This window comes from Arthrobacter sp. Alg241-R88, from assembly GCF_900537115.1.
Taxonomy (GTDB): Bacteria; Actinomycetota; Actinomycetes; order Actinomycetales; family Micrococcaceae; genus Arthrobacter.
The window spans coordinates 369,419-391,096 of sequence record NZ_UNRG01000001.1 but is presented as its reverse complement, the minus strand read 5'-3'; the positions used below and the strand labels follow the sequence as shown (position 1 = coordinate 391,096).

The following is a 21,678-nucleotide window of genomic DNA, read 5'->3' as shown; positions in this document are numbered from 1 at the left end:
AGACCTATCAACGATAGTGTCCATCCACTGGACGGTCCCAATTGTCCCGAATCGTGAGACGGCCAACCGGCCGAACCCAATTCTGTGAAAGCACTTGGGACCCTCCAAACGGAGGGTCCCAAGTGCTTTCTATCGAACTGCTAGGCAGGCCAGTCCATCAGCGTGGAACGGATCAAAAAGCGTTTGCCTTCCGGCGCTTCCACCGAGAAACCGCTGCCCCGACCCGGCACCACATCAACGGTCAGGTGCGTGTGGCTCCAGTAGTTGAACTGCTCCCGGGACATCCAGAACTCCAGGGGCCGGGGTTCGAGGCCATCGGAGACATCGAACAGGCCCAGCAGGATGTCGGAGTCACCCGTGAGGAAGTCGCCCACAGGAAAACACATGGGCGATGACCCGTCGCAGCACCCGCCGGACTGGTGGAACATCAGCGGTCCGTGCCGGAGCCAGAGCTTCCGCAACAGTTCCGCGGCCTCGGGCGTGAGCGCCACCCGGGAAAAGTCCTCCCCGGGCAGCGTCACCGCGGCGTCGATCGCGCTTCTCAGATACATGGCCTAGAAGAAGCCCAGCTTGTTTTCGTTGTAACTGACCAGCAGGTTCTTGGTTTGCTGGTAGTGGTCCAGCATCATCGCGTGGTTCTCACGCCCGATGCCGGAAGACTTGTACCCTCCGAACGCGGCCCCGGCCGGGTAGGCGTGGTAGTTGTTGACCCAGACGCGCCCGGCCTGGATCTCGCGGCCGGCGCGGTAGGCCACGTTGCCGTTCCGGGACCACACACCTGCACCCAACCCATAAAGGGTGTCGTTGGCAATGCCCATGGCGTCGCTGTAGTCGCTGAACTTCGTCACGGCGACGACCGGCCCGAAAATCTCCTCCTGGAAGATGCGCATCTTGTTGTGGCCTTCGAACACGGTCGGCTGGACGTAGTAGCCGCCGGCCAAGTCGCCCGGCAGTTCCGCACGGCCACCTCCGGTGAGGACCTTGGCGCCTTCCTGCTTTCCGATGTCGATGTAGGAGAGGATCTTTTCCAGCTGGTCGTTGGAGGCCTGGGCGCCCACCTGCGTCTCGGTGTCCAGCGGGTTGCCCTGGACCATCTTTTCCACCCGGGCGACGGCGTCGGCCATAAACGACTCGTAGATGTCCTCCTGCACCAGCGCGCGGGACGGGCAGGTGCACACCTCCCCCTGGTTGAAGGCGAACAGCGCGAACCCCTCCTGTGCCTTGTCGTAAAACGCGTCATTGTCCTGGGCGACGTCGTTGAAGAAGATGTTCGGGCTCTTGCCGCCCAGCTCCAGCGTGACAGGAATGAGGTTCTGGCTGGCGTACTGGCTGATCAGGCGGCCCGTGGTGGTTTCGCCGGTGAACGCGATCTTGCGGATCCGGGGGCTGGACGCAAGTGGCTTGCCCGCCTCCACGCCGAAGCCGTTCACCACGTTGATCACACCGGCGGGGAGCAGGTCCCCGATGAGTTCCATCAGGACCAGGATGGACGACGGCGTCTGCTCGGCCGGCTTGAGCACCACCGCGTTCCCTGCCGCAAGCGCTGGGGCGAGCTTCCACACGGCCATGAGGATGGGGAAGTTCCAGGGGATGATCTGGCCGACAACGCCCAGGGGTTCGTGGAAGTGATAGGCCGTGGTGTCGTCATCGAGCTGGGACAGCCTGCCCTCCTGGGCGCGGACGGCCGAGGCGAAGTAGCGGAAGTGGTCGGCGGCGAGCGGAAGGTCCGCGTTGAGGGTTTCGCGGATGGGCTTGCCGTTGTCCCAGGACTCGGCCACCGCCAGCATTTCCAGGTTCTCGTCGATGCGGTCCGCGATTTTGTTCAGGATCGCGGCGCGCTCGGCCACCGAAGTCTTTCCCCAGGACGGGGCAATCTTGTGCGCGGCATCAAGCGCCAGTTCAATGTCCTCGGCCGTGCCGCGCGCCACCTCGCAGAAGGCCTTGCCCGTTACCGGCGTAATGTTTTCGAAGTACTGCCCCTTCACCGGGGCCACCCATTCCCCGCCGATCCAGTTCTCGTAGCGGTCCTTGAACGTGACCTTCGAGCCCTCGGTTCCGGGCTGTGCGTAAACAGTCATTGCTAGCTCCTTTGCTGTGCAGATCAGGCTTTCGCCGTTGGAGCCAGCGTAGGAGCGGGAAGGTTGCAACAAGGTTGCAACCTTGAGGAGCGGGTGGGGATTAGGCGTGCAGTTCGGCTTCCAGCCGCTCGAGGTCTGCGACGACGGCGGCCCGCTTGGGCGAGCGGGGCGGAAGGAGGCGCAGCGCGGCACGGCGGATGCCGACGTCGTCCCTTGCCTCCGGGAGCCCGGCGTACCTCAGCAGCGACTCGGCGCTGCCGTCCGTCATGACTGCTTCCCGCAGCAATGACGAAACTTTATTCCGAAGCTCGATAATGCCCGGCGCCTCGGAGCGGGGAAGCACTGCGCCGCGGTAAATCTCCAAGGCGATCCGGTGGGCGCCGCGTTGCAGGCAGCTCAGCACTTGGGCACTGTCCGGGACGAGGTCGAGGGGAAGGCGGTACGGCCGGGAGCCCGGAACGGCGTCCGGGTTGAGTTGCTGCAGAACTTTGCGCAGGCGCACCATTTCGGCACGGAGCGTGATGGTGGAACCATCCCCGCGGTAGAGCAGGAGGTTGAGCTCCTCGGCGCTGAGTCCGTCCGGGTGGGTGCTCAGCAGGGCAAGGATTTCGCTGTGCCGGGCGGACAGCGCAACGGTCCTGCCGCCCAGGCTGAGCAAGGCCTGGTCGCGGCCCAGCAGCTGAAGGCTGTTCCGGTAGAGGCTGCCATCCGTGGTGCTTTCGCCCGGTGGCCGGGACGCGGCACGTGGCGACCGCCGTCGTGCAGGCCTGCCCGTGGCTTCGGCCGCACGCTGGAGGCGTTCAACACGCAGCTGTGCCTGGGCGGCAGCCACCGTTGCCTCCACGAGGGACAGCGTGTGCGGTGCCACGGCGGTGGCCGTGCCAGTGATGTCCACAACTCCCAGGACCGCCCCGGAGTCCGGGTCGTGAAACGGAACAGCCGTGCAGCTCCAGGGGTGCACGGCCCGCTGGTAGTGTTCGGCACCGGCGATCTGGATGCCGCGGCCAAGGGCGAGGGCAGTACCGGGCGCACTGGTGCCCACGGTCGCCTCGGACCAGTCGGCGCCGGGGACAAACATCATGCCCTCGGCACGCCGCCGGAGGCCTGGGTCACCCTCCACCCACAGCAGGCGCCCTACCTCATCCCCCACGGCAACCAGCAGTCCGCTGTCATGGCTGGGCTGGACCAGGAGCTTGTTGATGACCGGCATGATGGCAGCCAGCGGATGCTGCCGCCGGTAGTCCTCGAGCTCGTCCCGGTCGATCGCCAGCGGGGCTGCGGCGTTGTCCGGGTCCGCCTTGAAACTGGCCGACCGCTGCCAGGACTCCCTGATGAGTTTCCGCAGCCCGGGGAGCTCCGACGTCTCCGAGACCGCGGCGCTTTCCAAAAAATTGATGTCCCGGAAGCTATTGTCCAGGTATTCATGCCCGGCGAGGGCGGCACGCTGGCGCGGTTCGGCGTCGGCTGCCGGGCCTGGCTGGATCAGGTTCCTCATTGAACTCCTGCTGCTGCCTGCGGGCGCGGCTTCATCTCAGCCGGCCAAGGGGTGGTCGCCATTCTAACGCGGCCCTCCTCCCCCACCTAGCCGAGTTTTTGTCCAGATACGCAGACTTAAAGGGCATTTATGTCGGCATAGGTGGACAAAAACTCCAGGGAGAGGTGGAGGCGGGAACGTCAGGCGCGGGAGATGCGGATCATCTCCTCGCGCGGCACCACCTTGATGCGTTCGCGCACCACATGGTCCGCGCCTTCCGGCCCCGTCCAGGCAGCACCAAGGGCTGCTTCGTGGGCGTCGAGCCTGTTCCAGCCTTCCCACGTGGTGTATTCGATGCCGCGCTCTTCCAGCAGGCGGATGATGGCCTGCGGATCAGGATTCTGGGCAGGCGGGAGCGTGAGCCGGTCCTCCAGGAGGAAACCGATGGTTTCCAGGGCGTCCCCCTTGGTATGGCCGATCAACCCGACAGGTCCGCGTTTGATCCAGCCGGTGGCGTAGATTCCCGGGACCGGGTTGCCTTCGGCGTCCAGTACGCGGCCGCCTTCGTTGGGGATGACCCCGCGCTTGGCGTCGTACTCCAGCTCATCAAGGGCCGAGCCGTGGTAGCCGATGGCGCGGTAGACGGCCTGCACCGGGTAGTCGATGAACTCGCCCGTGCCCTTGGCGTTGCCGGTGCCGTCAAGCTGCATGCGCTCAAACTTGATGCCCGCCACCTTGCCCGAGCCGCCGTCGTCGTAAATCTCGACCGGGCTGTGCAGGAAGTGCAGGTGCAGGCGGCGGGAGGACGGGTTCTCGGACTCGGTGTGCTCCTCCACGAGCCAGTTGGTGAGCGTGTTCACCATGGTCTTGATCTGGTTGTTGCTGCGGATCGCTTCATCGGAGGCCTCATCGAACTCGAAGTCCTCGGGATAGAGCACGATGTCAACGTCATTCATGTGGCTGAGCTCCCGCAGCTCAAGGGGCGTGAACTTCACCTGGGCCGGGCCGCGGCGGCCGAAGACGTGCACGTCCGTGACCGGCGAAGCCTTCAGCCCCTGGTACACGTTGTCCGGAATTTCGGTGGAGAGCAGCTCCTCCGGGTGCTTCACCAGCATCCGGGCGACGTCCAGGGCCACGTTGCCGTTGCCGATCACGGCGATCTCCTTCGCCTCCAGCGGCCATTCGCGGGGGACGTCCGGGTGCCCGTCGTACCAGGAAACAAAATCCGCCCCGCCGAAGGAGCCCTGCAGGTCAATGCCCGGGATGGCCAGGTCCGCGTCCTTGACGGCGCCGGTGGAGAAAATGACGGCGTCGTAGAACGCACGGAAATCGTGCAGGGTGAGGTCCCGACCGTAGGTCACGTTGCCCAGGAACCGGATGTCACCGCGGTCCAGGACCTTGTGCAGGGCGTTGACGATTCCCTTGATCCGCGGATGGTCCGGTGCCACACCGTACCGGATCAGCCCGTACGGGGCAGGATAGGCCTCGAAGAGGTCGATGCTGACCTCGAAGTCGCCGTCCTTGACGCCCCTGGACTTGGTGAGGATGTCCGCAGCGTAGACACCGGCAGGTCCCGCGCCCACAATCGCTACGCGGAGGGGACGTGCGGGGGTTGTTTCACCGTGGTTGGACACCTGGGACCCTTCTGGCCGATGACGATACGCGGCAGGTGCAGCGCACAGTCACTTATTCTAATTGTCCGTTTCTGCGAAATATTGCTGCCCGTAACGCCGGGCCCTAGCCGCTTTTGGCGAGAGGCACCACGTTGCCTTCGCGGTAGAGCAGCGCCCGCAGCTCTGATTCGGCGGAGTCAGGACGCTTGGGGTCAATGGTTTCACCCTCGTGGTAGTGGTCCAGCACGCGCGGGTCCACATAGCTCTTGCGGGCAATCGATGGGGTGTTGCCCAGCACTTCGGACGCTTCGATCATGGCACGGCTGATGGCCCGCTTGCGTTTGGCCGCCGTCCGCTGGGGGCCCGTGCGGGCCAGGCTTGCGGCAGCCGCCACCGTGCCGCGCAGGGTCCGGAAGTCCTTGGCGGTGAAATCCGCACCGGTCCGCTCCTTCACGTACGCGTTGATGTCCGCGCTGGTGACGGGCCGCCAACGCCGGCCTTCCTTATACGCCAGGAGCCTGGCGTTGGCGCCGCGCCGCTTGAGCAGGCGCAGCAGGGCCGCGAGGTCGGCGTCGCGGATTTCGGACTCCCAGTCCTTGCCGCTCTTGGCCGGGAACCTCAAATGGATCCGGTCCTTGCGCACCTGGACGTGGGCGCACAGCAGGGTGGCGAGCCCGTGGCTGCCGTTTTCGTTGGTGTACCGCTCGGACCCCACCCGCAGGGACCCGCTGTCCAGCATCCTGAAGGCTCCGGCGAGGACGCGCTCGCGGGAGAACCCCTCGCCGCGGAGGTCCATGGTGACGCGGCGGCGGGCGGCGGGAAGCGATTCGGCCAGCTGCAGGGCCCGGTCGAACTTCACCCGGTCCTTCCGTTCCCGCCATTCCGGGTGGTAGATGTACTGCCGCCGGCCCACAGCATCCACGCCGGTGGCCTGGATGTGCCCGTTTTCGAACGGTGCGATCCACACGTCCGTCCAGGCCGGCGGGATTCCGATGCTCTCCAACCGCTCACGGACCGGGCCCGGCGGCAGTGTTGACCCATCGAGGTCCCGGTAGCTGAAGCCCTTGCCTGCGGCGACGCGGCGGTATCCGCGGCCCGAGGCGTTGCTGCGCCGGAGCCTCATCGGGTGGTCTTCCGCCGGTCGGCAAATATCATAAAAGCAAGCCTACTGACTATTTGCCGGAATACCTGCCCTGGAACTGATGTTATGGATATCGTGCCTTCTCCCGATGGATCCTCCTCGCCTGTCCCTGCTCCGTCCGCACCTCCAGCATCGCCCTCCGCGCCGACGTCGGAAGTTCCGGCGCCAGCGGCAACGCCCGCGGCAGGCAGCAAGGGTGCGCCGCCCAAGGCAGTGGACAAGGAGACGACGGCGGGAATCCTCTTTGGCATCGGGGCGTACGGGCTGTGGGGGTTGCTCCCCCTGTACTTCTTTGTCCTGATGCCGGCCGGCGCCGTGGAAATCGTGGCGAACCGCGTGGTGTGGTCGCTGCTGTTCTGCGCGCTGCTGATCACCGTCACCCGTTCATGGGGTGCTCTGGCCGGTGCGCTGCGGAACCGCGCCGTGTTTGGCTCCCTGGCCCTGGCCGCGTTCCTGATCGCCGTGAACTGGCTGACCTACACCTATGGAGTGACCACCGGCCAGGCAGTGGAGGCCTCCCTCGGCTACTTCATCAACCCGCTGGTCTCCGTCCTGCTGGGCGTGTTTGTGCTAAAGGAAAAGTTGCGCCCGCTCCAGTGGGCGGCGGTAGGCATCGGGTTTGTTGCGGTGGGCGTACTCACCTATTCCTACGGGAAGCTGCCCTGGATCGCCCTGACGCTGGCCTTCAGCTTTGGCCTCTACGGCTTCGTCAAGAAACGTGTTGGCCCCAGGGTGGACGCCGTCACCAGCCTCAGTGTGGAAACCATGGTGCTGGCCCCGTTCGCGGCGGTGACCATGGTCTACCTCGCCCTAACGGGTACGGCGACCCTCACCACCCAGGGCCCGGGCCATTTCTGGCTCCTGCTGGCCTCCGGTGTGATCACCGCTGTTCCTTTGCTGTTCTTCGGGGCCTCGGCGCGCAGGCTCCCCATGACCACTATCGGGCTGCTCCAGTACTTCGCACCCCTGCTGCAGTTCGTCCTGGCACTGGTGGTGTTCAAGGAAGCGATGACCCTCGACCGGTGGATCGGTTTCGGCGTGGTCTGGGTGGCCTTGCTCGTCCTGACCGTGGACATGCTGCGCTCACTCCGCAAAAGCTCGCCCGAACGTCTCGCGCACGCCTAGGCATAATAGATTTCTGGAGCGACAGGAATACTTCCATCGGGAAAAAGTGCGCGTGCTTGTGTGGCGTACTGACGCACACGCTGATGTTTGGACTTAATCCCGTCGCCCCAATGCCATTCCGTGAGCGACCGGTTCCGCAAGAAGGCCTCGTCTGGCTGCTGATTCTGGTTGTACGGAAAATCAGAATAGAACACTGTTCGTTCCGCTGATACTTCCCCCACCATCCGGGTTATCAAGTGGTCAACATGTTTGCCCACTCCAACTGGGCAGAATACCAACCCTGCCTTAAGCTCCTCAATCTGCTGCGCCACTGTGCCCTGCAACTCCTTTATCAAGGCGTTATCACCCTTTGAAACACGTCCCAACGCGATATCGAACCGGTAGGTGGGATAGCGATGCACCAGTTCGGGCAGGGCCTTCCCCAACTTGGCACTGCCGGGAAAGACCTCCCGCCGCTTTCGGAATAGCGCATCTGGGGCCCCAAGATGCCGGAGCCGGACGCCGAGCCCCTCGAGAACAAGGGCATCCTCTTTCCGACGTGCTTCGTAAAGTGAACGCGCATCCTGAGCGGAACACTGTCGAAGGAAGGACCTTGCGGCTCTCGAATGCGGCGTACGGCTGCATTCCGTAAAAATGGTCAGCACCGAAATGTCTCGCCTGCTGACCTGTGACGCGATGAGAGCACCGCAGGACAGAACGGCGTCATCAAGGTGAGGCGACAGAAATAGCCACGGCTCGCTGGTCGACAGGGATTGGGCAAGGGATTGTGGCGGGGCGGACTTCACGTGTTTCCCTCTGATCTTCGGGTGCGGACACTCGCGTCAGGCAATGCTTCGTAGTACGCGTCCAACTGCCTGCCGGCGAGGGCATCCCAGTCGAAGTTCGACGCAAACTTTCGGCCTTCCTTCCCCACAGCGGGAAGATCCGCAACGTCCTTGTATCTCTTAACGATTTCATCTGCCAGTCCCTCGACGTCAAACGGAGGAACGAGCCAACCGCAACGGGGCGGCACGACTTCCCTAAGGCACGGAATGTCGAAGGCGATGACGGGCGTGCCCGAAGCCAGAGCCTCCACTGCCACGATCCCGAAAGTCTCCGCCCGGGAAGGAACAACAACCAGCCTCGCCGCACCCAGTGCTGCGAACTTTTCCGGTCCAGTTATCCAACCGATCAGGCGCACCCGGTCGCTAAGGTGCGAAGCGGCAATGGCATCTCTGATCTTTTGCTCGTCGGGGCCGCTGCCTGCGATGAGAAGGTCTCCGTCTATCCTCTTCATCGCCTTGCCCCAGGCTTTCAGGAGGAGGTCTAACCCTTTACCTTCAAACTCAAGCCTCCCTAGACAGACAATATCTGCCCCCAGCTGCCACGGAATGTCCAATGCCCGCGTGTCTACTCCGTTAGCGACCACATCGATCGTCGCCTCAGGGTTGATCCGCCGCAACTGTTCCCCTGTGCCGTCCGAAACCGCAATCAAGCGGCGGTACTTGCGAACCCCCGCTCGTTCAATCCAGTGAAACGGGAGTTTGTACTCGCGCGCCTTCTCGAGCGCGTGCAGCCATTGCACTACCCCCAAAGTTGGTTTCCCAGTCCACATCGGGGCAGCCATTGTCGAAAACGGAGCAAAAAAGTCTTCCACCACGAGGTCTACAGTCGAGCGTCGTTTCCATACTTCCACCGGCAGCCGAAGGCAATACCCGAGCAACCGCGTCACACGTGTCCGTCCCTGGCCAAATCCGAGGGGAATATAATGAACGCCTTCGTCCACTCGGGCAGTCCATCCTGGATACCTGGTCGTTAGGACCGTGACTGCATGTCCCTTGGATGCAATGCGCCTGTTCATCTGGTGGGTGCGGACCGATCCTCCTCCTGCCCCCGGCATCATCGGGTCTTCAAACCCCAGATGAAGGATACGCAAAGAAAGTTCTCTTCCTACGACGTCAGCGGTGGCAGAATTCCTAGTTGCCCTTTTCTCGACGGCGTTCATCTTCTGTCCCCTTCAGCTTCAAAAAGCGCCCGGCGGACCCGCCAGGAGGTCACTCCTGGAGGCTGACCAGAGCACTGCGTCGTCCACGCCGATCTTTTTCAGAACAACAGATGCTTCAAACTCGTCGCAACCCTTGAGGATTGCGACTATGTTTCCGCCGTCTTCGGCAACCTCGTCTGTTGCGTTCAGGATGCTGGAAAGCTCGGCACCCTGCGGTAGATCGAATCGTGCCACGGTAGCCATGTCCCGTCGCGTGTGTGCCCGTTTGCGGCCCCGAGGGCGTAGACGTCCGGCTGTTTCCTCCATCAGCACCCCGGCCAGAAGTTCGGCGCTTCGGTCCCAGTTGAAGCAACGAGCCCATTTTCGGCACGCCGAGGAATATTGGCTTCTCGTCGCCACATCGCCCAGCTCGGCCAGGCGTTCCACCAACTCCACCCCCAAGTCCTTTGCTGAGTCGACCAACCATCCGGTCTTCCCTTCCACCACACTGTCTCGGATCCCTGGTGTCCGCAGGGCCAAGCACGGCACACCCCTTGCTGCGGCCTCGATGACGGAGCACCCCCATCCCTCAGCGTCGGAAGCACTCATGGTCAGCCAGGCGCGGTCGAGCAGGGCATCCCTGACGTGGTCGGGCTGATGTCCGTGGAAGGTGACGTTGGAGTACAGACCCAAGTCCAACACGATCTGTTCCAAACGGAAGCGCTCCGGACCCTCCCCGACAATTTCCGCCCGGAGGTTTGGAATTCGTGTTGTCGCTTCGGCAATCTCGCCGATGAGGACGTCAATCCTCTTATGGGGCACAAGACGACTGACAATCGTAACCAAGGGGTCAGGATCCCGTCGTCCGACAGTTTTCGGAACCTTACCCGTGCCGTTCGGAACAACATGGATCGGTCCTTGGTAGCCCAGTTTCCGCAGTTCCATCCTCGTTGATGGCGAAACGGCAGCGATCGCACGCTGGCCGTAAATGGTTCGAGCTACGTTGCCCTCCAAGTATCTGCCGAGGGCCGCGACCGGCGGCGAAAACCGTGTCCCAAATTGCTTCTGGTGGACGTGATGCACTACCTGCACAACAGGAGTGTTCCTCCTAACAAACAACGGCGAGAAGAAGGGGATACCATTCTGGCAGTCAATGACTGCATCTATACGTCGCCGCATCCTGAGAAGGCGCAGTGCCGCATGCCAATACAACGTCAACGGCCCGCCCTTGCGAAATATGCGGACGCCGTCGATAGTTTCCGTCGCGCTCTGGTGCCCGTCCCGGCTCGTAAACCAAGCGACATCAACGCCGGCTTCAACCCAGCGCTTTGAAATCTCATGCATGTACTGCTCGGCCCCACCCGCTTGTGAATGGCGTATGTCACGCCAGTTCAACACGAGGACGTGCTTGCCCTTAAGATAACTCAAAGCCGAGCTTTTAGGGTGGAGCATTACAGCATCCGGTGCATTTGGACGAGGGACGCGAAGCTGGCTACGCCATCACGGACCGGATGAAACGTCGAACCAGCGCAGTCCGTCCACGCGACGGGGATTTCGATGATCCGCCCGCCTTCGTCTTGAAGCCGCCGAAGCAACTCGACGTCAAATGCAAACCCCCCTGTCCTGCATTGCACCATTGACCGTGTAATTGCTCCACGCTCGAAAAATTTGAAGCCGCACTGGGTGTCGCAAATGCCATGGACCATCGAACTGGTCATTACACGGAAAGCTGCACCGCCCAGTCTGCGCCCGAATTGCTGCCGCTGAACGAACGATGAACCTGGCGAGTGACGCGAGGCAATTACGGCGCTAACGCCCAGCTTTAGGTGCTCCATTGCAACCGTCAGTGTGTTGAGCGGCGTTGCCAGATCAGCATCGAAAAAGCCGGTGTAGGTGGAAGTTCCACTGAGCACACCCCTTCTAACCGCAGCACCCTTGCCCGGCCGGGAGCAACCGATGAGTGAAATTGGAACTTTACTTTTCAAAGCGGACATCCGGCGCACCACATAGCCGGTGTCATCGGCGCTGCCGTTGTCAACGACGACTATGCGGGAATCCCAGCTTTGCGTCCTGAGAAAATCAACGGTGTGGCTAAGGGTAGAAGGTAACCGACCGGCTTCGTTATAAGCCGGAATAATAACTTCCAAGTCCACTGCACTACGCCGCCAGCCCAAGGCGCCTCTGGGGAGTCGTTCCGCTTTTAACGGTTGCATTTCTTTTTGTTCGATAGGTTCGAGGGTCTGCATGATGCGAATCTCCTCAGTGATGGCGTTAGGACACCGTCGTCCTACCCGCCCGCGTCCAAGGTACGGGCGGCCGCCAACCCCAAACACGAGTATCCGGTACCCTAAAAACTTCTTTAGGAGTACTTGCGGAGAGCTGACTTCCGGATGCTTAGGGATTACCTAATTCCTCTAGGAATAGGGGAATTAGGTAATACCTAGGGTGACTACGGGGAGTAGCCGCCCCAGCGAGCGCCACGGAAACCATACAAAAGTAGCGCAAGGAGGACGCTTTCGGCCGGGGTGATGAAGCCTCCCTACTGAAGTCTTCCTAGGCACTGTTGCCGGGAACCTCTGTGGAGTAGGTTGCTCGGATGGAGGACTCATATCAGGTGATTGTGGTCGGGGCCGGTTTCGCAGGCATAGCGGCAGCGAAGGAACTTGGCCGCAAGGGCGTGCGCGTCCTGCTTATTGATTCGAACAACTACCACCAGTTCCAGCCCCTGCTGTACCAGGTGGCCACGTCGCAGATCGGCGTCTCTGCCATTGCCCGGCCCATTCGCTCCGTTTTCCGGCGGCTTCGCAACGTGCGGGTCCTGACCGCGGACGTGGCCGCAATCGATGCCGGGAACCACACCGTCACCACCGCCGAGGGTGATACTTTCCGGGCCCAGTCACTGGTGATCGCCGTCGGTGCGGTGCCCAACTTTTTCAATACCCCCGGCGCGGAGGAACATGCCTTCCCGTTGTATTCGGTCACGGACGCCACCCGGCTCGGCACCAGCGTGACGCGGCTGCTGGACCGGGCCGACAGGGAGCCAGGCGCCAAAGTGGACATGGTGGTGGTGGGCGGCGGCCCTACCGGCGTGGAGACCGCCGGAGCCCTGGCGGAAAACATCAAATTCGTGGTGGCCAAGTACTTTTCCCCTGAGCTCGCGGCACGGTGCCGCGTGCACCTGGTGGACATGGTCCCGACGGTACTGACCATGTTCTCGTCGAAGTCCCAGGAATACACCCGGCAGCGCCTGACGAAGATCGGTGTCCAACTGCACATGGGAGTGGGCGTGACCGAGGTGCGGGCGAACGGCGTGGCCCTTGCCGACGGGACGGACATCCCGGGCGGCATCGTGGTCTGGGCCGGCGGTTTGAAAGCCGGTGATCTGCTGGCCGGCTCGGGGCTTCCCCAGGGAAAAGGCGGACGGATCGACGTCCGCACGGATCTGACTGCTCCCGGTGCAGAAGGCGTCTACGTCATCGGCGACGCAGCCAACATCACCGATTCAACCGGGGCGAAACTGCCGCAGCTTGGCTCCGTGGCCCAGCAGGCCGGAAAGTGGGCTGCCCGCAACGTCTACGCCGACCTCAACGGCGGCACCCGGCAGCCTTTCCACTACACGGACAAGGGATACATGGCCATGATCGGCCGGGGCGCCGCCGTCGCTGAGCTCGGCCGCAAGCGCGTCCAGCTTCAAGGGTCCTTGGCTTTTATGTCCTGGCTCCTGGTCCACCTTGCCCTCCTGTCCGGATTCCAGCAGAAAGTGCGTGCCCTGTTTTCCTGGCTCAACGGGTACGTCCTGCACAGCCCGGCGCAGGTGGTCATCGGCGGACCGGACAACGACGTCAGATAGCGGCGTAAGAACAGACCGCAGTTTAAACCCCCAGGCCCCGGAACGGTAGTTCCGGGGCCTGGGGGTTTGTTCGCGCCGTTGCGAGGGGACGCTAACTCTAGTTGGCTGCCGTTATGCGTTGGCCTTGATGGCTGCAGCAAGGACGTCCAGGCCGTCGTTGAGCAGTTCATCGGTGATGACCAGCGGCGGCAGCAGGCGGATCACGTTGCCGTAGGTGCCGCAGGTCAGGATGATGACGCCTTCCTTGAGGCAGGCGGCGGCAACAGCCTTCGTCAGTTCCGGGTTCGGTTCCTTGGAGCCGGCCTGGACCAGTTCGATGGCCAGCATCGCGCCGCGGCCGCGGACGTCGCCGATCACGCCTGTGCCGGCGCCGGCCAGCTCGGTCTGCAGCTCGCGGAGCCTGGTGGTGGCCAGGGACTCAATGTGGCGGGCACGGCCGGCGAGGTCGTATTCCTCCATGGTGCCGATGGAGGCCAGGGCAGCAGCGCACGCTACCGGGTTGCCGCCGTAGGTGCCGCCCAGGCCGCCGGGGTGGACGGCGTCGAGCAGGTCTGCCCGGCCGGTGATGGCGGACAGCGGCATGCCGCCGGCGATTCCCTTGGCCAGGGTCATGATGTCCGGGATGACGCCTTCGTGGTTGACGGCGAACCATTCACCGGTGCGGCAGAAGCCGGACTGGACTTCGTCGGCGATGAAGACGATGCCCTTCTCCTTGGCCCAGTCAGCCAGTGCGGGGAGGAAACCCTCGGCCGGGACGATGAAGCCGCCCTCGCCCTGGATGGGCTCGATGATGATTGCGGCGACCTGTTCTCCGCCGATCTGCTTTTCGATCATGGTGATGGCGCGCTTGGCGGCCTCGGCACCGGTGATCTCCGGGTTTTCCTCACGGTACGGGTAGCTCATGGGCATGCGGTAGACCTCGGGCGCGAACGGGCCGAAGTTGGTCTTGTACGGCATGGCCTTGGCGGTCAGCGCCATGGTGAGGTTGGTGCGGCCGTGGTACGCGTGGTCGAATGCCACGACGGCGTCCCGCCCGGTGGCCAGGCGTGCTACCTTAATCGCGTTCTCCACTGCCTCGGCGCCGGAGTTGAACAGGACGGTGCGCTTCTCGTGGTCGCCCGGGGTGAGGCGGTTCAGCTGCTCGGCGACGGCCACGTAGCCTTCGTACGGGGTGACCATGAAGCAGGTGTGCGTGAAGTGCTCCACGGCTTCCTTCACGGCGCCCACGACGGCGGGATCGGAGGCTCCTACGCTGGTCACGGCAATGCCTGAACCCAAGTCAATGAAGGAGTTGCCGTCCACGTCGTGGATGATGCCGCCGTCGGCGTCTGCAACGTATACCGGGACGCCGGACGCGACACCCGCGGCGACGACGGCCTTGCGCCGCTCCGCCAGGGCCAGCGACTTGGGGCCCGGGAAGTCGGCCTGGACGCGCCGCTTCTGCTCCAGGCGGAAGGTGATGTCTGATGCGGTGGTGGTCATGATGATTCTTTCCTTGCTGGGTGGGGCCACGCCGGCAGGGTTCCCTGGCCGAAGCGGAGCGAGGTTAGGGGGCAGGATTAGGCGTCGAGCGCAGACATCACGTGCTTGATGCGCGTGTAGTCCTCGACGCCGTACATGGAGAGGTCCTTGCCGTAGCCGGACTGTTTGAAGCCGCCGTGGGGCATTTCGGCGGTGAGCAGGATGTGGGTGTTGATCCAGACTGCACCGAAGTCCAGGTCGCGGCTCAGGCGCATGGCCGTGCCGTGGTTGGACGTCCACACGCTGGAGGCCAGGGCGTAGTCAACGTCGTTGGCCAGCTCTACGGCTTCCTGCTCCGTGCTGAACTTCTGCACGGTGATGACCGGGCCGAACGTTTCCTGCTGGACGATGCTGTCCGACTGCTTCGCGCCGGTGATGATGGTGGGCTCAAAGAAGAAGCCCTTCTCCCCCGCCCGGTGCCCGCCGGTTTCGATCCGGCAGTGCGCGGGCAGGCTTTCCACCACGGAGGTGACCTGGTTGAAGTGGTTCACGTTGTTCAACGGGCCGAAGTAGTTGTCTTCGTCGTTCTGGGAACCCGTGCGGAGGGTCCTGGTGTGTTCCACCATGGCTGCCACCACGTCGTCGTGCACGGATTCCTCCACCAGCACGCGGGTGATGGCCGTGCAGTCCTGGCCGGCGTTGAAGAAGGCGAACTCGGCAATCGCTGCGGCACTCTTTTTGATGTCGGCGTCCTTGAAGACGATGGCCGGAGCCTTGCCGCCCAGCTCCAGGTGGGCACGCTTGAGGCCCTTGGCTGCACCGGAGGCGACGGCGATGCCGGCGCGGACGGAGCCGGTGATGGACACGAGTCCCGGGACCTTGTGGTCCACCATCATGGCGCCGGTCTTGCCGGTGCCGAGCACAACGTTCAGGACGCCGGCGGGCAGGATGTCACCGGCGAGGCGGGCCAGGACCAGGGTGGACTCGGGAGTGGTGTCCGAGGGCTTGAGCACTACGGTGTTTCCGGCGGCGAGCGCCGGGCCGATCTTCCAGATGGCCATGAGGAACGGGTAGTTCCACGGGGCGACCTGGGCCACGACGCCGATGGGTTCCCGGCGGACGTAGGAGGTATGGCCCTCGAAGTATTCCCCGGCGGACTTGCCTTCGAGGATCCGCGCGGCTCCGGCGAAGAAGCGCAGCTGGTCAGCGCCGGCGGCAATTTCCTCCGAGGCGATCAGGGAACGCACCTGGCCGGTGTTGCGGTGCTGCGCCTCCACCAGTTCGTCGCTGTTGGCCTCGATGGCATCTGCGAGCTTGAGCAGCATCAGCTGCCGCTGGCCCGGCGTGACGTGCTTCCAGCTCTTGAAGGCCTCCTTGGCGGCTGCCATGGCCGCGTCAACGTCTTCCTGGACGGAGATGGGCGAGTGCGCCACAACGTCACCGTTGGTGGGGTTGACGATGTCCAGCGTGCCGGTGCCGGCAGGCGTGACAAACGTGCCGTTGATGAAGTTCTGCAAGGTTTGGACCACGGTGTGCAACCTCTTTCCTGGGGGCCATCGGCGGCAAGGCGGATGGATTTGACTGCCTTGAGCCTATGCCAGCACCCCTGCGCCGTGAATAGCCACCTGCACACCCTTTCTGCTGCTTTTTAGTGCGGTTGACTAGCAGCCGTTTATCCTTGGTCCATGGCCATTTCCCTTGCTGCCCTCCTGGGTGTCAAATCCCTGAACCTGTCCAAAGCAGGGGTTGCCGAGACGACGTGGCACCAGGACATCAACTGGGTGGCAGTGACCGAGCTGGAGGATCCGCAGCGGTTCATCAACGGCGGCGAGCTGATCCTCACCACGGGCCTGCGGCTGAAGTCCGCACCCGAGCAGCGGCGGTTTGTCCGGCAGGTGCAGCGGGCCGGTGCCGTCGGTATCGGTTTTGGTGTGGGACTTTCCCATGAGGCAGTGCCGCCTGCGCTGCTCGCCGAGGCGAACCGCTGGGGCCTGCCCGTGGTGGAGGTCCCGTACGAAACTCCGTTCATTGCTATCGGCAAGCTCGTGGCGGATGCCCAGTCCGCGGACCACTACGCGAAGCTGGAGCGGCTGATCGCAGGACACCAGGTGCTGGCCCGTGCCCTGCTGACGGGCGGCGGCCTGGCCGAGCTGTTGAAGCATCTGGGCGGCATGCTCCGGGCGGACATTGTCCTCACGCAGTTCACGGCCCAGCTGTACAACAGCAGCAAGGACACGCCTCAGGCTGACACCTGGGCCTCCTACCCCATCCCCACGGGCCGGCGCGACGCCTGCACGCTGTGGGTCCGCAAGCCCTTCGAGGACACCGGCATCATCGGGTATGCCCAGAACCTGATCAGCGTTGAACTGAACAACATGGTCAAGCAGCGCCAGGCCGAGCGTGCGCTGTGCGGGCAGGTGCTGGAGGATGTGATCCACGGGGCGCTGGAAACCAGCGAGGCCCAGCGCCGCCTGGCCGGCGTCGGCGTGAACAGCACCCGCAAGAATGTGGTGTTGCTGGCCGTCTCAGCCGCGCACCACAAAGCCCTGGTGAGCACCTCGGTGCCGCGGGAACTGGAGAAGGCGGTTGCCGCCGTCGTGGGCAAGGACCTGGTGCTGGTATTGAACGACGACGGCGGCGCGGCACCGGCGCTGGCGCGGAAGTTGAGCGACCACCTGGCCGAGGCGGGCATCCATGCGACCATCGGCATCGGCGGCGCGTACACGAAGCCGAACGGCCTGCGCTGGAGCTACTTCGAGGCGCGCGACGCGGCGAGCCACGGGCTGCCCGTCAACGAGCCGGAGCGGCTGAGCCTGACGTCGCTGCTGCTGGCGAGTGAGGATGTGCCGCTGGCAGATATGGCGCACGAGTCCCTCAATCCGCTCCGGATGTTCGACGCGGCCCATGGTGCGGAACTGATGACCACGCTGGAAAGCTACCTCAACAACAACGGCTCCGTGGCCGCCGTCGCCGAGGAGCTCACCCTGCACCGGAACACGGTCCGGTACCGGCTGGCGCAGATCACCGAACTGACCGGCTATGATCCCGCCGTCACCACCGACCGCGTGCAGCTGTGGCTGGCACTGGCGGTGGCCCGGCTGTCCGCACGCCAGGGCAAGTAGCCGCTGCACCGCTTGGTGTGAGCGCCCGGGGATTAGATGACCCGGGGTTTCAGCAGGCCGCGGGACTTCTTGCGGGCTTTGCGGTACTTGGCCTCGGCCCTATCCATGAGTTCCGTCTGGCGGATCCGCAGCGCGGCCAGGGCCTCGGCCGTGGGCTCCGGCAGCATGTGACCTGCTTCGAGTGTCTGCAGCAGGTTCCGTGCAATCACGGCGTCGTGGAAATCACCCAGGATCCTTTGCTGCCGGTGGGCGGCCTTGGCCACTTTCCGCGCACGTTTACCGCGTACCAGCCCTGCCGACTCGGCCACATGGCGAAGCCGCTTGGCGTCCTTGCGCACCTGGTGGAGGGCGTTTTCGTGGGCCGTCCCGCGCCTGGCATGTGCTGCAGCCTTTTGCGAGCGGCGCAGCCGGCGGGCGGACTTCTCCACCACTTTTGCGGAAATGGTCCGCCCAGGGGCAACGGCCTGCGACAGCACCGGCGGCTGGCGGCAGAAGTCCTCAAGATCGTCCAGCAGCCGGAAATAGCGTTCCGACTGCAGCGCCGCCTGGAGCCGGCGGTATCCGGCGTCGAAGGCAGCACCGGCCTTGCGCTCCACCTGTTCCCTCGCTGCGTCCGTTCCATCGCCCGGCGGCAGCTCAGCAAGGTGGCCCCGCAGCCGGCCCAGCAGGACTTCGGCGTCACGGGGTTCGCCCAGCAGGTGGCCGAGCCAGCCAAGTTCGTCCCGAAGGCGACGTACCGGGACGGCCCGGTACAGCTTGCGGTAGGCGGCCAGCACCGAGCGGATGCGCCGCGTTGCGGACCTCATATCGTGGACGGCCTCAGGCTCCTCCAGCCGGACGCCGGCATCCCCCGCGAAGAGTTGGCGCAGCTGCTCCGCCACATAGACCGTGACGACGGCGGCTGCCGGGGCCTTCTTTCCGGCCAGGAGCGCAGCGGGACTTTCCGTTTCCTGTTCTCCGCTCCCGTTGGCAGCGCTGCCGAGTGCCCGCGCGAGTTTGGATGCGTGGCCGGCGGGACGGGCGCCGGCGGCTGCGACGAGTTGCTCAGCGGGGCCAAACAGGTCCGGACTGCCGTTGACGAGTTCCAGTTCCCACTCCCGCCAGCGTTGCGGCTGTTCATCCGCGGGTTGGTGGTGCAGGCGTGTCGCCTCCACTTCATCGTCCGCCAGGTCTGCCAGATGAGCGCCGTCCTCCCCGTAGAGCGGGTGGGTGGTGCGCCGGGTTTCAAGCCGGACCACGGGAGCCACTTCCGTTCCACGGAGGTACGCCTGCACGTGGGCCAACAGGCTGCCGGGAACGACGTCGGGCTGGCCAAGAGGGGCGTGCAGCTCCCGGCGCTGCTGGGGTTCTGTTCCGGAGCCGGTGCGGGCTTCCGGGGGCAGCTTCAGGTGCCAACCGGCGTCGATCCCGCCGGTGCGGCGCCGCAGGGTGATGCGGCGGGATGTGAGCGCGTGCCGGTCGGTATCGAAATAGACGGCCTCCAGCACAGCGGTATGGGGCGTTCCGACGCGGGCAACGCCGGGCAGTTGTTCCAGCGCGGGCACTGTGGCGTCATTGCCGACGTCGTACTTCTTTTCGATCTCGATCCCCTGGGAAGCCTTCACAGCCGTCCTTCCGCGTTGGTGCTGCCTGCGGGCCGGATGGCATCCATGCCCTCGGTGGAAGTCTATTGCGCTGGTAGGACGGGCCGGGAGAGCTTGGCCACAAAACTGGAGACATCAAACGTCTAACCTTTAGCCTAGAAAAATGCCCGCCACTCCCCCCGCCCCTACTGCCGCACCCTCCGTAGTCTTCACGGCACCCTCGCCCGCGCCCGACATGCCGTCGCCGGCGCGTGCTGCGTCCGCACCTGCCTCCGGTGGCCCGCTCACCAAGCCGCGATCCGCCGTCGTATTCGGCGTTATTGCGCTGGTGCTGATCGGGCTCAATCTGCGGGCGGGCATCACCGGGGCATCGGCGCTGCTGCATGACCTGCAGACGGTGTTGGGCTACGGGCCGCTGGTGGCTGCGTTCATCCCGTCCATTCCCACCCTGTGCTTCGCCCTGGCGGGTGCCGGCACCTCCTGGCTGACCGGCAAGCTGGGGGTGGAGAAGGCGATCCTGCTGTCCCTGGCCATGCTGGCCGGCGGCCTCCTGATGCGAGGTATTCCCGCAACCGGGATGCTGGTGGCCGGCAGTGTCGTGGGAATGTCCGGGCTCGCCGTCTGCAACGTGGCCATGCCGTCCTTCATCCGGGAGCACTTCGCCGCCCGAACGTCCCTCATGACCGCCGTCTATACGGTGACCATGACCACCGGAGCAACTGTCACCTCCGTCGCCGTCGTTCCACTGGCGCAGGCCCTCGGGTCCCCGTCCGCCGCCGTCGGCGCTATTGGCATTACTGCCGTGGCGGCATTCCTGGGCTTCCTTCCCGTGGCGTTGCATGCGCACCGGAACAGCACGCGTTCGACGGCGGGGCATGTGTCCCCCTGGCCGCTTCTGCGGACCAGGAAAGGGCTGCTGCTGACGGCCATTTTCACGCTTCAGGCGCTGCTGGCCTATGCGCTGCTGAGCTGGTTCCCGTACATGCTCACCACCATGGGGATGGACGCCTCCGGGAGCGGACTGATGTTCGGGCTGATGCAGCTGGTGTCCGTCCCCGCGGGCATGCTGCTCATCGCCATCGGTTCCCGTCCCAGGATGCTGCGCCCCGCGTTCTACCTGGTCAGCATCACCATGGCGGTGGGCCTGGCCCTGCTCCTGGTGTTGCCCGTGAGCCTGGCCATGGTTCCTGCGGTCCTGCTGGGCTTCGGCCTGGGCATCTTCCCGCTGGTGATGGTGATGATCAGCCGCAGCGGCGCGAGCACTGCCGAGACCACGGCGCTGTCCACCCTGGCCCAGTCCACGGGTTACCTGCTCGCGACCACCGGCCCGTTCGGGATGGGCCTCCTGCACAGCGCCACCGGCGGCTGGACGCTGCCCCTCGCCCTGCTGCTGGCCCTGGCGCTGGTGCAGATTGTGGTGGCGCACCTGATCACCGGTGGCGCGATGACCCGGGGCGTTTCCGGCGCTGCCGGGAAGGGGAAGTAGGCCGCCATGGCACTGAGCCCCTCACACCGCCCGCCGCTCGCGGACGAAGTCACCGCGAAGCTGCGGACCATGATCCAGTCCGGCGAGTGGCCCCTCCACCAGCGCATCCCGTCCGAAACCGGACTGATGGCTGACCTGGGCGTCTCGCGCGGCACCCTCCGCGAGGCCATCAAGGCACTCGCCCACAGCGGCATGCTGGAAGTCCGCCGCGGCGATGGCACGTACGTCCGGGCAACCAGCGAGATCTCCGGCGCTGCCCGCCGCATGTACCAGGACCACACCGAGGCCCACATCCTGGAAGTCCGGCTCGGCCTGGACACCCAGGCCGCCCGGTTAGCGGCGCGGAATGCAACAGCCGGCGACGTCGCAGCCCTGCGTGTTCTCCTCACCGACAGGAATGAAGCCTGGAACTCGGAGGACTACGAGGCCTGGGCACGGGCGGACTGGGGTTTCCATGAGCGGGTGGCCCAGGCATCGGGCAATCCCCTGCTGCACGAGCTGTACGTGAGCTTCGGCGCCGTGGTCCACGAGGATTTGCTCAAGCAGCTGCGCCGGCCGGGATTCGACGGGCTCCAGCACGAGGGACACGACGTCCTGCTGGCGGCCATTGAGCAGCGGGACGAGGACGCCGCCGTTGCCACCGTCAACGCAAACCTGAACTCCTGCGCCGAGTGGCTCGCCGCGTAGTTCGATGTTCGGGGTTTCGCCCCTCCTTAAACTGTCAGTAGGCTTACTATCTGACAAAGGTAGTAATCCCTGCCGTGCACACTGCGCCAGGGCAC

At 64.5% G+C, this 21,678-nt stretch carries 17 protein-coding genes; 5 read left to right on the top strand and 12 right to left on the bottom strand.

The genetic code is table 11. From position 1 onward, the window contains the following. Positions 1 to 140: 140 nt before the first annotated feature. From G6R19_RS01705 to G6R19_RS01685, 5 genes are all read right to left on the bottom strand, one after another. A complete protein-coding gene (locus G6R19_RS01705) occupies positions 141 to 551 on the bottom strand; it encodes a DUF779 domain-containing protein (protein ID WP_163161718.1) in 411 nt (136 codons plus the stop codon). 3 nt (positions 552 to 554) lie between these two features. Next, entirely contained in the window at positions 555 to 2,078 is a 1,524-nt protein-coding gene (locus G6R19_RS01700) for an aldehyde dehydrogenase family protein (RefSeq protein ID WP_163161716.1), read from the bottom strand. 100 nt (positions 2,079 to 2,178) lie between these two features. Then, the gene (locus G6R19_RS01695; protein ID WP_163161714.1) at positions 2,179 to 3,573 is read right to left on the bottom strand and encodes a helix-turn-helix domain-containing protein; all 1,395 of its coding nucleotides are present in this window, start codon (positions 3,571 to 3,573) and stop codon (positions 2,179 to 2,181) included. A gap of 179 nt (positions 3,574 to 3,752) precedes the next feature. Then, positions 3,753 to 5,186: an FAD-dependent oxidoreductase gene (locus tag G6R19_RS01690; RefSeq protein WP_163161712.1), complete on the bottom strand. Its 1,434-nt coding sequence runs from the start codon at positions 5,184 to 5,186 to the stop codon at positions 3,753 to 3,755. 103 nt (positions 5,187 to 5,289) lie between these two features. Then, on the bottom strand, positions 5,290 to 6,288 hold the full coding sequence (locus G6R19_RS01685; protein WP_163161710.1) for a DNA topoisomerase IB: 999 nt from the start codon (positions 6,286 to 6,288) through the stop codon (positions 5,290 to 5,292). Positions 6,289 to 6,372: 84 nt separating this feature from the next. On the opposite strand from G6R19_RS01685, the gene rarD reads away from it, so the two are divergent. Then, positions 6,373 to 7,431, top strand: a complete 1,059-nt coding sequence (rarD, locus tag G6R19_RS01680; RefSeq protein WP_163161708.1) for an EamA family transporter RarD — start codon at positions 6,373 to 6,375, stop codon at positions 7,429 to 7,431. On the opposite strand, the gene G6R19_RS01675 is transcribed toward rarD, so the two are convergent. Genes G6R19_RS01675 through G6R19_RS01660 form a run of 4 tightly spaced genes read right to left on the bottom strand, consistent with a single transcriptional unit; the run spans position 7,428 to position 11,640 of the window. Then, positions 7,428 to 8,216 carry a PIG-L family deacetylase gene (locus tag G6R19_RS01675; RefSeq protein WP_163161706.1) on the bottom strand — a complete coding sequence of 263 codons (789 nt, stop codon included), beginning with the start codon at positions 8,214 to 8,216 and terminating at the stop codon, positions 7,428 to 7,430. The two genes, rarD and G6R19_RS01675, sit on opposite strands and share 4 nt — an antisense overlap. Next, complete coding sequence (locus G6R19_RS01670; protein WP_240341728.1) at positions 8,213 to 9,415, bottom strand: glycosyltransferase family 4 protein; 1,203 nt, start codon at positions 9,413 to 9,415, stop codon at positions 8,213 to 8,215. Before G6R19_RS01670 ends, G6R19_RS01675 begins: the two co-directional genes overlap by 4 nt. An 18-nt stretch (positions 9,416 to 9,433) precedes the next feature. Beyond that, positions 9,434 to 10,846: a glycosyltransferase family 4 protein gene (locus G6R19_RS01665; protein ID WP_163161704.1), complete on the bottom strand. Its 1,413-nt coding sequence runs from the start codon at positions 10,844 to 10,846 to the stop codon at positions 9,434 to 9,436. After that, positions 10,846 to 11,640 (bottom strand): glycosyltransferase, encoded by a 795-nt coding sequence (locus G6R19_RS01660; protein WP_240341727.1) that lies wholly within the window; start codon positions 11,638 to 11,640, stop codon positions 10,846 to 10,848. Before G6R19_RS01660 ends, G6R19_RS01665 begins: the two co-directional genes overlap by 1 nt. A gap of 350 nt (positions 11,641 to 11,990) precedes the next feature. Between G6R19_RS01660 and G6R19_RS01655 the strand changes: the two genes are divergently transcribed. Further along, complete coding sequence (locus G6R19_RS01655; protein ID WP_163161702.1) at positions 11,991 to 13,244, top strand: FAD-dependent oxidoreductase; 1,254 nt, start codon at positions 11,991 to 11,993, stop codon at positions 13,242 to 13,244. Positions 13,245 to 13,355: 111 nt separating this feature from the next. Here G6R19_RS01655 and gabT read toward each other — a convergent pair whose 3' ends face one another. Next, entirely contained in the window at positions 13,356 to 14,726 is a 1,371-nt protein-coding gene (gene gabT / locus G6R19_RS01650) for a 4-aminobutyrate--2-oxoglutarate transaminase (protein ID WP_163161700.1), read from the bottom strand. Positions 14,727 to 14,803: 77 nt separating this feature from the next. Further along, entirely contained in the window at positions 14,804 to 16,234 is a 1,431-nt protein-coding gene (locus G6R19_RS01645; RefSeq protein WP_163161698.1) for a gamma-aminobutyraldehyde dehydrogenase, read from the bottom strand. Between the two features lie 156 nt (positions 16,235 to 16,390). Between G6R19_RS01645 and G6R19_RS01640 the strand changes: the two genes are divergently transcribed. Continuing rightward, positions 16,391 to 17,827 carry a PucR family transcriptional regulator gene (locus G6R19_RS01640; protein WP_163161696.1) on the top strand — a complete coding sequence of 479 codons (1,437 nt, stop codon included), beginning with the start codon at positions 16,391 to 16,393 and terminating at the stop codon, positions 17,825 to 17,827. Between the two features lie 32 nt (positions 17,828 to 17,859). Here G6R19_RS01640 and G6R19_RS01635 read toward each other — a convergent pair whose 3' ends face one another. After that, positions 17,860 to 19,431 carry a CYTH and CHAD domain-containing protein gene (locus G6R19_RS01635; protein WP_163161694.1) on the bottom strand — a complete coding sequence of 524 codons (1,572 nt, stop codon included), beginning with the start codon at positions 19,429 to 19,431 and terminating at the stop codon, positions 17,860 to 17,862. 142 nt (positions 19,432 to 19,573) lie between these two features. On the opposite strand from G6R19_RS01635, the gene G6R19_RS01630 reads away from it, so the two are divergent. Continuing rightward, positions 19,574 to 20,896, top strand: a complete 1,323-nt coding sequence (locus G6R19_RS01630; RefSeq protein ID WP_163161692.1) for an MFS transporter — start codon at positions 19,574 to 19,576, stop codon at positions 20,894 to 20,896. Between the two features lie 6 nt (positions 20,897 to 20,902). After that, positions 20,903 to 21,583 (top strand): FadR/GntR family transcriptional regulator, encoded by a 681-nt coding sequence (locus tag G6R19_RS01625; protein ID WP_163161690.1) that lies wholly within the window; start codon positions 20,903 to 20,905, stop codon positions 21,581 to 21,583. Positions 21,584 to 21,678 lie beyond the last annotated feature (95 nt).